The sequence below is a fragment of the Micromonospora sp. WMMC415 genome (assembly GCF_009707425.1).
GTDB lineage: Bacteria > Actinomycetota > Actinomycetes > Mycobacteriales > Micromonosporaceae > Micromonospora.
This window is the reverse complement of the sequence record NZ_CP046104.1, coordinates 4,085,692-4,098,127: the sequence shown is the minus strand read 5'-3', so window position 1 is coordinate 4,098,127 and position 12,436 is coordinate 4,085,692. Positions and strand designations below refer to the sequence as shown.

13 protein-coding genes are annotated in these 12,436 nt (G+C 74.4%); 3 read left to right on the top strand and 10 right to left on the bottom strand.

From position 1 onward, the window contains the following. Positions 1–35 precede the first annotated feature (35 nt). Complete coding sequence (locus tag GKC29_RS19200) at positions 36–1,517, bottom strand: PLP-dependent aminotransferase family protein (RefSeq protein WP_155332135.1); 1,482 nt, start codon at positions 1,515–1,517, stop codon at positions 36–38. A 29-nt stretch (positions 1,518–1,546) separates the two neighbouring features. Between GKC29_RS19200 and GKC29_RS19195 the strand changes: the two genes are divergently transcribed. Together GKC29_RS19195 and GKC29_RS19190 are read left to right on the top strand one after the other, a co-directional pair. Beyond that, a complete protein-coding gene (locus GKC29_RS19195) occupies positions 1,547–2,158 on the top strand; it encodes a LysE family translocator (protein WP_155332134.1) in 612 nt (203 codons plus the stop codon). A gap of 13 nt (positions 2,159–2,171) precedes the next feature. Next, positions 2,172–2,864 (top strand): B3/4 domain-containing protein, encoded by a 693-nt coding sequence (locus GKC29_RS19190; RefSeq protein ID WP_155332133.1) that lies wholly within the window; start codon positions 2,172–2,174, stop codon positions 2,862–2,864. On the opposite strand, the gene GKC29_RS19185 is transcribed toward GKC29_RS19190, so the two are convergent. From GKC29_RS19185 to GKC29_RS19175, 3 genes are read right to left on the bottom strand one after another with little or no spacing between them, the layout of a single operon-like run. Beyond that, a complete protein-coding gene (locus tag GKC29_RS19185) occupies positions 2,833–3,384 on the bottom strand; it encodes a DUF664 domain-containing protein (RefSeq protein WP_155332132.1) in 552 nt (183 codons plus the stop codon). The genes GKC29_RS19190 and GKC29_RS19185 overlap by 32 nt on opposite strands. Position 3,385: 1 nt before the next feature. Then, on the bottom strand, positions 3,386–4,003 hold the full coding sequence (locus tag GKC29_RS19180; RefSeq protein WP_155332131.1) for an MBL fold metallo-hydrolase: 618 nt from the start codon (positions 4,001–4,003) through the stop codon (positions 3,386–3,388). Positions 4,004–4,054: 51 nt separating this feature from the next. After that, entirely contained in the window at positions 4,055–5,590 is a 1,536-nt protein-coding gene (locus tag GKC29_RS19175) for a multicopper oxidase family protein (RefSeq protein WP_230688713.1), read from the bottom strand. Between the two features lie 148 nt (positions 5,591–5,738). Here GKC29_RS19175 and GKC29_RS19170 point away from each other — a divergent pair, with 148 nt between their 5' ends. Next, positions 5,739–6,167: an archease gene (locus GKC29_RS19170; RefSeq protein WP_196255963.1), complete on the top strand. Its 429-nt coding sequence runs from the start codon at positions 5,739–5,741 to the stop codon at positions 6,165–6,167. Positions 6,168–6,209: 42 nt separating this feature from the next. Here the strand turns inward: GKC29_RS19170 and GKC29_RS19165 are convergent, their stop codons facing one another. The 6 genes from GKC29_RS19165 to GKC29_RS19140 form a co-directional block, all read right to left on the bottom strand. Then, a complete protein-coding gene (locus tag GKC29_RS19165) occupies positions 6,210–7,628 on the bottom strand; it encodes an RtcB family protein (protein ID WP_155332128.1) in 1,419 nt (472 codons plus the stop codon). Positions 7,629–7,679: 51 nt separating this feature from the next. Next, positions 7,680–8,135 (bottom strand): DUF5818 domain-containing protein, encoded by a 456-nt coding sequence (locus GKC29_RS19160; RefSeq protein ID WP_155332127.1) that lies wholly within the window; start codon positions 8,133–8,135, stop codon positions 7,680–7,682. A gap of 54 nt (positions 8,136–8,189) precedes the next feature. Continuing rightward, positions 8,190–9,059 (bottom strand): carbohydrate ABC transporter permease, encoded by an 870-nt coding sequence (locus GKC29_RS19155; RefSeq protein WP_155334237.1) that lies wholly within the window; start codon positions 9,057–9,059, stop codon positions 8,190–8,192. 134 nt (positions 9,060–9,193) lie between these two features. Next, positions 9,194–10,234 carry an ABC transporter ATP-binding protein gene (locus tag GKC29_RS19150; RefSeq protein ID WP_155332126.1) on the bottom strand — a complete coding sequence of 347 codons (1,041 nt, stop codon included), beginning with the start codon at positions 10,232–10,234 and terminating at the stop codon, positions 9,194–9,196. Beyond that, on the bottom strand, positions 10,231–11,559 hold the full coding sequence (locus tag GKC29_RS19145; protein WP_155332125.1) for a sugar ABC transporter substrate-binding protein: 1,329 nt from the start codon (positions 11,557–11,559) through the stop codon (positions 10,231–10,233). Before GKC29_RS19145 ends, GKC29_RS19150 begins: the two co-directional genes overlap by 4 nt. Next, positions 11,556–12,416, bottom strand: a complete 861-nt coding sequence (locus tag GKC29_RS19140; RefSeq protein WP_155332124.1) for a carbohydrate ABC transporter permease — start codon at positions 12,414–12,416, stop codon at positions 11,556–11,558. Before GKC29_RS19140 ends, GKC29_RS19145 begins: the two co-directional genes overlap by 4 nt. Between the last annotated feature and the right edge of the window lie 20 nt (positions 12,417–12,436).

Genomic DNA, 12,436 nt, shown 5'->3' with positions numbered 1-12,436 from the left:
CGGCACGGGGTTGATCACACGCCAGCAGTCGATCATCAGCGCGAACGGAGGACATCACCGAGGACGGCGAGGCCCTCCTCGATGGCGGTGGCCGGGTTGGCCGCGTACCCGAGGACCAGGCCGGGCGGGCCGGGTCGCTGCCGGTGCCAGGAGAGCGGCTGGACCTTGACGCCGCGCTCCAGCGCCGCGGTCGCCAGGTCGGTGTCCGGCACGTCCCCGGTCAGGGTGACGGTCAGGTGCAGCCCGGCCGCCGCGCCGTGCACGGTCGCGCCGGGCAGGTGGCGAACGATCGCGGCGATCATCGCGTCCCGCCGCCGGACGTGCCGGCGGCGCAGCAGCCGCAGCTGCCGCTCCAGCGCGCCGGAGGTCATCAACTCGGCGAGCACGAGCTGCGGCAGCACGGCGTTGCCCAGATCGGCGTTGCGTCTCGCGTCGACCACGTCCGCCCGGTGGCGGGCGGGCACGAGCAGCCAGCCGATCCGCAGCGCCGGGGCGAGCAGCTTCGACACGCTGCCGGCGTAGCAGACGCTCTCCGGCAGCGCCGCGCGCAGCGCCGGCACGGGGGGCCGGTCGTAGCGGTGCTCGGCGTCGTAGTCGTCCTCGATGACCAGACCACCGTCCCGCGTCCAGGCGGCGAGCTGCCGGCGGCGGTCCCCGTCCAGCACCACCCCGGTCGGGAACTGGTGGGCCGGGGTGAGCATCACCGCCGGCGCGCCACAGGCGACCAGGTCGGCCACCCGCAGGCCGGCCGCGTCGACCGGGACCGCCGGGGTCTCCACCCGCCAGTTGTTGAGGTGCTGGCGGACGCCGAGCGACCCCGGGTCCTCCACCGCGACCCGGGTGATGCCGACGTCGCGAAGCGCCTGGGCCAGCAGGCCGAGCGCCTGCGAGACGCCGGTGGTGACGATGACGTCGGCCGGGTCGACGGTGACACCCCGGTAGCGCGCGAGCCAGGTGGCGACGGCCCGCCGCAACGCCGGCGCGCCGCGCGGGTCGCCGTAGCCGAAGTCCGACGCGACGAGGTGCCGCAGCACGGCCCGCTCGGCGCGCAGCCAGGCCGCACGGGGAAAGGCGGCCAGGTCGGGTACGCCGGGCGTCAGGTCGATGCGGGCGGGTGCCGCGCGTACCGCGTCGAAGATGTCCGTGCCGGGAGCCGGCGGGAACGGTCGGGCCGGGACCGGCGCGGCGGCCGGGACCGGGGTCGGCGGCACGGCCGGCGCCGCGACCACCACCGTGCCCGCGCGCCCCCGGCCGGCCACATGCCCCTCCTCCACCATCCGCTGGTACGCCTCGACGACGACGCCCCGGGAGACACCGAGGTCGGCGGCGAGGACGCGGGTGGCGGGAAGGCGACCGCCGACGGGGATCCGCCCGTCGGCGATGGCGGCGCGCAGCCGACCGGCGAGCCAGTCCGCGCGGCCGCCGGGCGGGGCGTCAGTGACGTCGAGGTGCAGGAAGTCGGAGCCGGCGACGGACGAATTGGTCCTTCCGTCGAGGGCCGGTTTGGCTCTGCTCACCGGACCATCCTGCCCGGCAGGGTGGGCACATGACCATCGCCTTCCTGGTGACCACCCTGGTCGTGGTCGCCACCCCCGGTGCCGGGGTGCTGTTCACCCTCTCCGCCGCGCTGTCCGGAGGCCGCCGCGCCGCCCTGGTCGCCGCGTTCGCCTGCACGGTCGGCATCGTGCCGCACCTCGCGGCGGCGGTGACCGGGCTGGCCGCCCTGCTGCACTCCAGCGCGCTCGCCTTCGCGCTGCTGAAGTACCTCGGCGTCGGGTACCTGCTCTGGCTGGCCGTCGCGACGCTGCGCGACCGGGGCGCGATCGCCGCCACCGGGCAGCCGGTGCCCCGGTCGGCGGCCCGGATGGTGGGGTCGGCGGTGCTGCTGAACCTGCTCAACCCCAAGCTGACGATCTTCTTCGTGGCGTTCCTGCCGCAGTTCGTCGACCCGGACCGGCCGGGGGCGGTGCCCGCGATGCTCGGGCTGAGCGCCGTGTTCATGCTGGTGAGCCTGGTCGTGTTCGCGGCCTACGGGCTCTGCGCCGCCGCCGTCCGCCGGCACGTGCTGGACCGTCCCCGCGTCGCCGACTGGCTGCGCCGGGGCGTCGCCGGCTCCTTCCTCGCGCTGGGCCTGCTGCTGGCCCGCGCCGACGCCTGACCGGAGGTTCACGGTGTACTTCCAGCACTCGCCGCGGATCCGGGCGGAGCACCCCGACCTCGTCGTCGGCGTCCTGTACGCGGAGGGCGTGGCCGGCGAGCCGCGGGGCGACCTGCCCGTCGCCGGCCTGCACGCGCGGGCGCGGGAGCGGCTCGCCACCGGGAGCGAGGGCGGCTTCCCGGAGATCCAGGCGTGGCGGCGGGCGTTCGCCCGGATGGGCCTGGCCCCGACCCGCTACCGCTGCGCCTCGGAGTCCCTGCTGCGGCGGCTGCGCACCGAGGGTGCCCTGCCCGTGCTGCACCCACTGGTGGACCTGGGCAACGCGGTGTCCGCGGCGTACGCGATCCCGGTCGGGATCCTCGACGTCGACCAGGTCACCGGCGGCATCGAGGTGCGGCACGCCCGGGGCGACGAACGGTACCTGACGTTCACGGGGGTCGAGGAGCACCCCGACCCGGGTGAGGTCGTCTTCGCCGACGAGATCGGGCGGGCGCACGCGCGGCGCTGGACCAACCGGCAGAGCGGCTGGTCGGCGGTGCGCGACGGCACCGGCCGCGTCCTCGTCGTGGTCGAGGCGATGCACGACGGCGCCGACCGGGACGTGCCCCGGCTGCTGGACACCCTGGCCGGGGAGCTGGCGCGCGGCTGGGGCGTGGCGGCACGGCGCGCGCTGCTCAGCGCGGCGACGCCCCGGTTCGCGGCCTGACCGCCGGGGCCGGTGTGATGACGGTCGCACCGCCGTCGACCGGGCCGTCCGCGGGACCGCCGGCGGCCGCCTCGCGGAGCAGGTCGAGGTGACCGAGGTGGCGGGCGGTCTCGGCGACGAGGTGGTGCAGGATCCACCGCAGCGTGTGCCGGCCGTTCGCCGCCACGTCGTCCAGGCCGTGGGCGGCGACCACCTCGTCGCAGCGGCGCGACTCGGCCACGTACGCCTCGACGAGCTCGGGCAGCGGCACCCGGTCCGGGGTGGGTGGCACACCCAGGTCGTCGGTGTCCAGGCCGAACGCGGCCAGGTCCTTCTCACCGGCGAACCACCGTCGCAGCCAGCACCGCTCGACGTCACGCAGGTGGCAGACCAGCCGGGGGACGGTCAGGCCGTTGGGCGTGGCGACCCGGCGGGCGTCCTCCGGGAAGTCGGCGACGCCGCACACCACCTGGTCGCGCTGGCGTTGCAGGAAGACCAGCAGCATCTCCCGCTCGTCGGCCGCGTACGTCCTCAGCGACATGTCACTCCTCCTCGGGTGGGATCGATTCGCCGGGTCTCCGGCACCGGTAGCCGGGGACGGTCTCACCGAACCAGCCGTTGACGCTGGCCAGCCCCCGGTCGTTGAGCTGGGCGTCGTGGATCGCGACCGTGCGGGCCGCGCCCGCCGCGACCGCGAAGTCGATCGCCTCGGTGAGCTTCAGCCATGACGCCTGCGCGGGAACGAGCAGCGTGTGCACCGGCCGGCCGGGCGGGTGCAGCGAGTCCCCCGGGTGGTAGACGGCGTCCTCCACCAGGTAGCCCAGGTTGGCGCAGGCCGGCTGGCCACCGTGGATGGTCGCGTGCCGGCCACCGGTGGCGGTGACTGCGAACCCCGCCGCGTCGAAGCGCTGCCCGGCGCCGACCCGGGTCACCGGCAGCGGCGTGGACGCGGGCAGCCGGGCCCCCTCCGGGGCGAAGACCGGCACGCCCAGGCCGGCCAGCCGCAGCACGTCGATGTGGTCGGTGTGCTCGTGGGTGACCAGCACCGCGTCGGCGCCGGCCAGCGCCGCCGGCTCGCTCCAGGTGCCCGGGTCGATCACGAGCATCCGCCCGTCGTGCTCGATCCGGACACAGGAGTGGGTGAACTTGGTGATCCGCATCGGCCGACCGTACGCCGCCCCGCCGCGGCGCGGTGGCCGGCGCGGGCCGCGTCAGCCATGCCCGGCGTGGGCGCTGTGCGCGGGCGGGCGGCCCGGTCGCTGGCCCGGCTCGACGACCACGAACTGGCCCATCATCCCGGCGTCCTCGTGGTACAGCAGGTGGCAGTGGTACATGTACGGCACGTCCGGGTCACTGTGGTCGGTGAAGCGCATCGCGACCCGGACCGGTCGCTGGGGTGCCAGGTAGACGGTGTCCTTCCAGCCGGCGAGTTCCGGCGGCGGGGCCGCCCCGGCGACGGAGAGCACCTGGAACTGCACGTCGTGGACGTGGAAGTTGTGCGGGGTGCCGTCGATGTTGACCACCTCCCACACCTCGGTGGTGTCCCGGGTGGCGGCGAAGTCGATGCGGTCCATGGACATCGACTGGCCGTTGATGGCGCGGCCGGCGAACTCCAGGCGGCGGGTCACGCTCGCCGAGCCAGGGTCGATCCGTTCCATCGGGACCAGCGTGCCGGGCACCGCCGGTGACGGGGTGAGCCGGTCGGCGGCCCGCAGTTGCAGCACGTCGAAGCGGTCCCGGCCGCCGGCGAACCGGTCGGCGAGAAAACCGGCGCCCAGGTCCGGGGCGATGCTGCGCAGGGTGACCCGCTCCCCCGGCTCGACGGTCACCACGATTTCGGCGCGCTCGCCGGGCGACAGTTGCACCCGGGTGAGCCGGGCCGGGCGGGCCAGCAGCCCGCCGTCGCTGGCGATCAGGTCGAACGGCCGGTCGTCGGCGAAGCCGAAGTTGTACAGCCGGGCGGTGGAGCCGTTGAGCAGCCGCAGCCGTACCCGCTCGGTCGTCACGTCGAGGTAGGGCCCGACCGTGCCGTTGACCAGCAGCGTGTCACCGAGCACCCCGATCGCGTTGATCATGTTGCGGGTCTTGCGGAACTGCCCGTCGCCGGAGAAGCTCCGGTCCTGCACGATCACCGGGACGTCGTCGACCCCGTAGCGCCGGGGCAGCGGCAACGCGGCCGCACGGTCGTCGTCGACGAGGAACAGGCCGGCGAGGCCGCGGTAGACGTGGTCCTCCGTCTCGCCGTGCGGATGCGGGTGGTACCAGAGTGTCGCGGCCGGCTGGTCGACCGTCCACGTGGGCGACCAGGTGGCGCCGGGCCGGATCATCTGGTGCGGACCGCCGTCCATCCGCGCCGGCAGGTGCATGCCGTGCCAGTGCACGCTGGTGCGGCCGGTCAGCCGGTTGACCACGTTGACCACGACCTGCTCTCCACGCCGGGCGCGCAGGGTGGGCCCGAGGTAGTCACCATCGAAGCCGGCGGTGCGGGTCAACCGGCCGTCACCGTGGAAATCCCGTCGCCCGTCGCGGGCGAGCAGGTCGAAGACCCGCCGCCCGCGCTCGTCGACCCGCGACTCGGCGAGGGGCGGGACGGCCAGCGGCCGGGTGAACTCGACCTGGTCGACGGTGTCGGTGCCGGCCAGGCTGTACGCCCAGCCACCGGCCGCCACCCCACCGCAGCAGAGGACGAGACTGACGGCGAGCAGGCCGAGCAGGAGCCGGACCAGGGGTCGTCGTCGGGCGGCCACGATGGCACCTCCAGTAGGGTCGGTACCTGTAGTCTCCCTTCCTATCCGCCGGACGGCCAGCCCATCGGCCCGAAATCCGGGGTTCTCTCCGGGATGCCCCGGAGGGCAACCCGCCCCACCGGGCGCCGGGCTGCCGGATGATCGGGGTGTGGATTCCCGACCGGAGCACGGCCACCGGTGCGTCCCGCACACCGCGGACGTGCGCATCGAGGCGTGGGCACCGACCCGGGAGACGTGCGTGGCGGAGGCGGTCACCGCCCTGGTGGACAGTTTCACCGACCCGGCCGCGGCCCTCCCGGAGGCCGAACGGGAGTTCCACGCCCCGCCCGCCGACGACCAGGACCTGCTGGTGGACGTGCTCGACGAGGTGATCTTCCGGATGGACACGGTCGGGGAGCTGCCGCTGCGCACCGAGGTCACCGACGACGGCGACGGCGGGTTGCGGGTGCGCTGGCACACGGTCAGCACCGACGGGGTGGAGTTGATCGGCGCCGTCCCCAAGGCGGTCGCCCTGCACGAGCTGCGGTTCGGCCCGGACGGTTCGGGCTGGTCCTGCGCGGTGACCCTCGACGTGTGAGGCGCCGCGCGACCACCCACCGGCGGTACGAGAACCCGCCGGTCAGCCCTTGACCACGCCGATCGGGACCACGCGGGCCACCTTGCGGCACAGCCCCGCCCCCTCGGCCGCCGCGACCACCGCCGACACGTCCTTGTACGCCGCCGGCATCTCCTCGGCCAGCCCACGCCGGGAGGCACCGCGTACCGCGATGTCCTGGTCCTCCAGCTGGCGGCGCGGGTCGTGGCCGCGCTCGGCCTTGACCGCCTGCTTGCGGCTCTGCACCCGGCCCGCGCCGTGGCAGGTGGACGCGAACGCGGGCGAGCCGGCCACCCCGGTGAGGACGTACGAACCGGTGCCCATCGAGCCCGGAATCAGCACCGGCTGCCCGGCGTCCCGCAGGTCGGCCGGGAGTTCCGGGTGCCCCGGCGGCAACGCCCGGGTCGCGCCCTTGCGGTGGACGCAGAGGCGCCGGGAGTCCCCGTCGGTCCCGTGGGTCTCGATCTTCGCGAGGTTGTGCGAGATGTCGTACACCAGGTCGAGGCTGCTGCCGGTGACCCGGCGGAAGACCGTACGGGCGGCGTGGGCGAGCAGTTGCCGGTTGGCCCGCGCGTAATTGGCGGCGGCGGCCATCGCGCCGAGGTAGGCGCGTCCCTCGTGGGAGTCGACCGGGGCGCAGGCGAGCTGGCGGTCCGGCACGTGGATGCCGTGCTGGCGCATCACCTTCTCCATCCGCCGGACGTAGTCGGTGCAGATCTGGTGGCCCAGGCCCCGGGAGCCGCTGTGGATCATGACGGTCACCTGGCCCGGCCGCAGGCCGAACGCGGTGGCCACCGTTTCGTCGTAGACCTCCTCGACCGCCTGCACCTCCAGGAAATGGTTGCCCGACCCGAGGCTGCCCACCTGGCGCGCGCCCCGCTCGATGGCCCGCTCGCTCACCTGCGCCGGGTTCGCGTCGTCCACCGCGCCGTAGTCCTCGCAGCGCTCCAGGTCCCGCTCCACACCGAAGCCGCGCTCGACCGCGTACCGGGACCCGCCGCGCAGCACCGCGTCGAGTTCCGCACCCTTCGACAGGTGCCACACCGCGCCCTTGCCCATCCCGCGCGGGGTCGACTCCCCCAGGCCGTCCATCACGGCGTCGAGCTTCGGGCGCAGCCCGGCGAGGTCGAGGTCGGCGGCGAGCAGCCGGACGCCGCAGGAGATGTCGAAACCCACCCCACCCGGCGAGACCACCCCGCCGTGCTCGACGTCGGTGGCCGCGACCCCGCCGATCGGGAAGCCGTAGCCCCAGTGGATGTCGGGCATGGCGTACGAGGCGTCGACGATGCCCGGCAGGGTGGCGACGTTGGCCACCTGCTCCAGCGACTTGTCCGCCCCGGCGTCGGGCAGCAGCGACTCGGACGCGAACACCACCCCCGGCACCCGCATCGGGTCGTGCCGGTCGATGCGGAAGCGGTACGGCGACTCCTCGACCAACTCCATCCGCGCGACCTACCCGGTGCGGCGGGTGTTACACGCCGGCAGGACGGCCGGTCAGGCGGGGTCGACGCGGGTGACGGCGACCGTCTGGGCGAGGTCCTCCCGGTCTCCGCAGCCGGCCGGGAGCGGCGCGATCGTGCCCCGCACGGTCACCCGGGCGCCCGGGCGCAGCGCCGCCGCGGCGTCGCCGCTCAGGGCCCACCGCCGCTCACCGACCAGCAGCATGGTGCACTCGCCGGCGCGCTCCACCGTGCCGGTGAGGGTACGGGCGCCGAAGGGCAACGGGCCGGGCAGCTCACCCGTGCCGGACGGGACCGGCGCGGCTGACGGACCGCCGGGCGGCCCGGACGGTCCGGGTCGGGCGGTGGCGGCCGGGCCGGACGGGGCCGGGGGCGTACCGGCGGCCGACGGGCCGGACGCACCGGGCTGCGGGACATCCGGTGCGGACGAGCAGGCGCTCAGCCAGCACAGCAGGCCGACGGCGGTCAGCAGGACCGATGTTCTTCGCATGACGTCAACCTCCGCCACATGCGACGCGCTGGCAACCCGGGCGGTTCCCGCCGGTCAGAGCCGGTAGAAGGCCCGGTACCGGCGGACCAGCCGCCACTGCACGACCACCGCCGCCACGGTCAGCAGGATCATCACCAGCGTCGCGGCGGCGGCGTAGCCGTAGCGCAGGTACTCGAACCCGGTGCGGTAGATGAACAGGGACAGGTACGTGGTGGCGTACGGAGGTGGGCCGCCGTCGGTGACCACGAACGCCGGCACGAACGAGAAGTGCAGGCTCGCGACGGCGTCCCGCACCGCCAGCAGCGCGAGCACCGGCGCCATCAGCGGCAGCGTGACCCGACGGAACACATCCCAGCCGGTGGCGTCCTCCAGCGCGGCCATCTCGTACACGTCGCGGGGCAGCGCCCGCCGGGCGGCCAGCAGCACCACGAACGTCTCCCCCATCGTGAAGACGCTCATCAGGATGATCGCCGCGCGGGCGTCGGTCGGGTCGGTCAGCCACTGCGGCGGCGTGCGGCCCAGGGCGGTCAGCCCGTTCTCCCCGCCGACCCGCAGCACCTGGTTGATCGGGCCGTACAGGGGGTTGAACAGCCACAGCCAGAGCAGGCCGTACGCGATCTCCGGCACCGCGGTCGGCAGCACGGCGGCCGCGCGGGCGGCGCCGACCCCGAACGCACGGCGGTGCAGCAGCAGCGCCAGGCCGAGGGCGAGCAGCACCCGCAGGGGTACGGCCACCAGCGCGAACACCAGCGAGTTGGTCAGCGACACCCGGAACACCGGGTCGTCGACCAGCGCGACGAGATTGTCCAGCCCCACCCACCTCGGCGGGTTCACCAGGTCGTACTCGGTGAACGCCAGGGCGAGGGTGACGGCCGCCGGCAGCAGCACCAGCCCGACCAGGCCGACCAGGTACGGCGCCAGCATCAACGCCAACTGCCGCCGGGAGCGGGTGTCCGGCCGAGCCCGCCGCGCCCGCGAATCCGGCTCGCTCCGGGCGCTCACCGTGCCGTCCTCGCTCGTGACCGCCGGGCTCACCAGCCCCGGCTCACTCGGCGCGCTCACGGGGCGTACCGGAGACCGGAGTCGGCGTGGAAGACGTGGGTGTCCGCCCAGTCGACCCCGACCTGGACGGCCGCGCCCCGCTCGGGGCGGCGGGCGGCCGGCACCCGGGCGACCACCGGCTGCCCCGACGCGAGGGTGAGGTACGCGTACGCGTCCTCGCCGACCACCTCGACCCGGGCGACGGTGGCCGCCGCCCCCTCCGCCGGGTCGAGGGCGACCGCCTCGGGCCGGAACCCGATCTGGAGGCCGCCCGCCGGCACGCCCGGCGGAGCGTCCCCGGCGGGGCGGACCGGGCCGTCCGCGGGAAGCAGGTTCATCGCCGGGGAGCCGACGAACCGGGCCACGAACGTGCTCGCCGGGGCCCGCCAGATCTCGTCGGGGCTGCCGACCTGCTCGACCCGGCCGTCGCGCAGCACCGCGATCCGGTCGGCCAGCACCAGCGCCTCGGTCTGGTCGTGGGTGACGTGCACCATCGTGGCGCCGAGCCGGTCGTGCAGGGCGCGCAACTCGGCGCGCATCTCGACGCGCAGGGCGAGGTCGAGGTTGGACAGCGGCTCGTCGAGCAGGAAGACGTCCGGCTCGCGCACCAACGCCCGGGCCAGGGCGACCCGCTGCCGCTCCCCGCCGGAGAGCTGCCCCGGTCGCCGGTCCAGCAGTCCGGCGCAGCCGACCGTCTCGGCCGCCGCCCGGGCCCGCTCCCGGGCCACCGCCCGTGGCGTGTCCCGGACCTCCAGGCCGAAGGCGATGTTCTCGGCGACCGTGAGGTGTGGGAAGAGGGCGTACGACTGGAAGACCATGGACACGTTGCGCCGGCCGGGACGGTCGGAGGTGACGTCCCGGCCGGCGATCCGGACGCGGCCGGCGGTGACCGGCTCCAGGCCGGCCACCACCCGCAGCACCGTCGACTTTCCCGCCCCGGACGGGCCGAGGACCACGAGGAGCTCGCCCCGGGCCACGGTCAGGTCCACCTCGTGCAGGACGGTGGCGCCGCGGTAGGCGGCCGACACCCCGTCCAGGGTCAGACCGGGTTCGCTCACCCGTGCTCACCGCGGGCGAACAGCGGGCGGGTCTGCTGGTCCAGGTCGCGGATGACGTCGTCCAGCCGGTCGCCCCGGTACAGGGCGTTCTCCAGGATCCCGTACGTCACGTCCTCGATCTCCGGCCAGGTGGAGACGGTGGGCAGGGCCCGGACGGTGGGGATCGTGTCGAGGAACACCTTGGCGCTGCGCGGCGGCTGGGACGGGCCGAGGAACGCCGGGGACTGCGACACGCCGATGTGCGACGGGACGGTCCGGCCGGTGGCGGCGATGATCCGCTGTCCCTCCTCGGAGATGGCGAACTCCAGGAACCGCCACGCGGCGTCCTTCCGCTTCGCGCCCCGGGTCATGCAGTACGCGTCGGAGTGCAGCACCCCGACCTGCTTCTGGTACACCGGCAGCGGGGCGACGTCCCACTCGAAGTCGGTGATCGAACGGAACGTGGTGGTGGAGCGGCGCGACGACATCAGCATCGCCAGCCGCCCGTTGGCGAAGCGGGACTCGTCGTCCTCGGCCTCGACCTCCTCGTCGGTGGGCACCACCCCGTACGCCTGGCGGAGGTCCACCAGGTTCTTCAGCGCCTCCCGGGCGACCGGGGTGTCCAGGGTGAGCCGGGTCGGCTTGTCGGGGTCGTCGACGATCTCACCGTTGGCGGACCAGACGAACGGGGCGACGCGGATGATCGACGGCTCGATGCCGAGCCCGTGCACGGCCGGCCGGGCGGCGGCGCCCTCGCTCTCGGTGCCCTTGACCACCACGCCCCGGGAGTCACGGGTCATCGCGATGGCGGTGCCGACCATGTCGTTCCAGGTCCAGCCGGCCTTGGGCTCGGGCACCCCGTACTTCGCGAACAGGGTGCGGTTGTAGTAGACAGCGAGGCTCGAAACGTTCTGCGGCAGGCAGAGCTGCTTGCCGCCCCACTTGAAGGCGTCCATCGCCACCGGGTAGTAGTCGGCCGGGTCGATCGCCTCGGAGCCTTCGATGCGCTCGTCCAGCGGCTCCACCACGTTCTTCGCGGCGAACTGGCCGTAGAAGCGGTAGTTCATCAGGAACAGGTCCGGCGGGGCGCCCCCGGCGACCGAGGTGGCGAGCCGGGCCAGCAGGTCCTTGCGGTCGCTTGCCTCGACCAGCTGCACGTCCGTGCCCGGGCGGGCCTTCCGGTACGCCTCGGTGAGGGTGCGGTACGCGGCCAGCTCCTCGGGAGCGCCGAAGACGAGCAGCCGCACCGGACCCGACTCGTCCTTCGACGATCCGGAGCCGGTGCCGCAGCCGGTGGCGAGCAGCGTGCCGGACAGCAGCAGGGCGAGCAGCGTCTTCGGTCTCATGGGCGGTCCCGTCCCGTCGGATCGTCGTGGTGCAGGAAACGGCGCTGGGCGAGCACGAACACCAGCAGGGCCGGCACGGTGGCGAGGACCGCCCCGGCGAGGAACACCGGGAAGTTCGTCGGGTCCAGCACCGACAGCGAGCGCAGCGCCAGCGGCAGGGTGAACAGGTCGCGGTCGTACACGTAGATCAGTGGGTCGAGAAAATTCGACCAGGTCAGCACGAAGGTGAGGGCGGTGAGCGCGGCGGTGACCGGGCGGACCAGCGGGAGGGCGACCCGCCACCAGATTCGCATGGGTGAGAGGTCCTCCACCAGGCAGGCGTCGTACAGGTCCCGCGGCAGTGCCCGGAAGGCCAGGTAGTAGACCAGGACGTACAGCGGCGAGGTGCCGAGCAGCGCCGGGGCGATCAACGGCACCAGGGTATCGGTCAGGCCGAGCGCGCGGAAGATCGCGAACCGGGGCACGAGCAGCGCGGTGGCCGGCACCATCAGGGCGACCAGCGAGGCGGCGACGACGGTGGCGGTGGTGCGCGGGGCCAGCCGGGCCAGCGCGAACCCGGCGAGCGCGGCCACGAGCACGCTCAGCGGCACGGCGACGACCGCGACGAGCACCGAGTTGAGCGAGGCGCGCAGCAGCCCGCCGATCTCCAGGGCCTGTTCGTAACCGGCGGTGGAGACCGGGTCCGGGACCAGCCGCGGCGTCGGTGACGGCGGCAGACCGGGCTCGGTGAGCGAGCCGGAGAGCAGGAGCAGCAGCGGCGGGACGAACACGAGGATGACGAACGCCGCGCCGAGGGTACGCCAGGCACGGCCGGCCGCCCCGGGCAGCGGTGGGGGGCCGCTCGCGCGGCCCCCCACCCGGTTGGTGCCTTTGATGG

Excerpts from the sequence above, each read along its gene's own strand:
- GKC29_RS19195 (WP_155332134.1), top strand. The coding sequence starts at position 1,547 with ATGACCATCGCCTTCCTGGTGACCACCCTGGTCGTGGTCGCCACCCCC.
- GKC29_RS19180 (WP_155332131.1), bottom strand. The coding sequence starts at position 4,003 with ATGCGGATCACCAAGTTCACCCACTCCTGTGTCCGGATCGAGCACGAC.
- GKC29_RS19185 (WP_155332132.1), bottom strand. The coding sequence starts at position 3,384 with ATGTCGCTGAGGACGTACGCGGCCGACGAGCGGGAGATGCTGCTGGTC.
- GKC29_RS19155 (WP_155334237.1), bottom strand. The coding sequence starts at position 9,059 with ATGCTGGCGCCGTACCTGGTCGGCCTGGTCGGGCTGGTGCTGCTGCCG.
- GKC29_RS19160 (WP_155332127.1), bottom strand. The coding sequence starts at position 8,135 with ATGCGAAGAACATCGGTCCTGCTGACCGCCGTCGGCCTGCTGTGCTGG.
- GKC29_RS19145 (WP_155332125.1), bottom strand. The coding sequence starts at position 11,559 with ATGAGACCGAAGACGCTGCTCGCCCTGCTGCTGTCCGGCACGCTGCTC.
- GKC29_RS19165 (WP_155332128.1), bottom strand. The coding sequence starts at position 7,628 with ATGGAGTTGGTCGAGGAGTCGCCGTACCGCTTCCGCATCGACCGGCAC.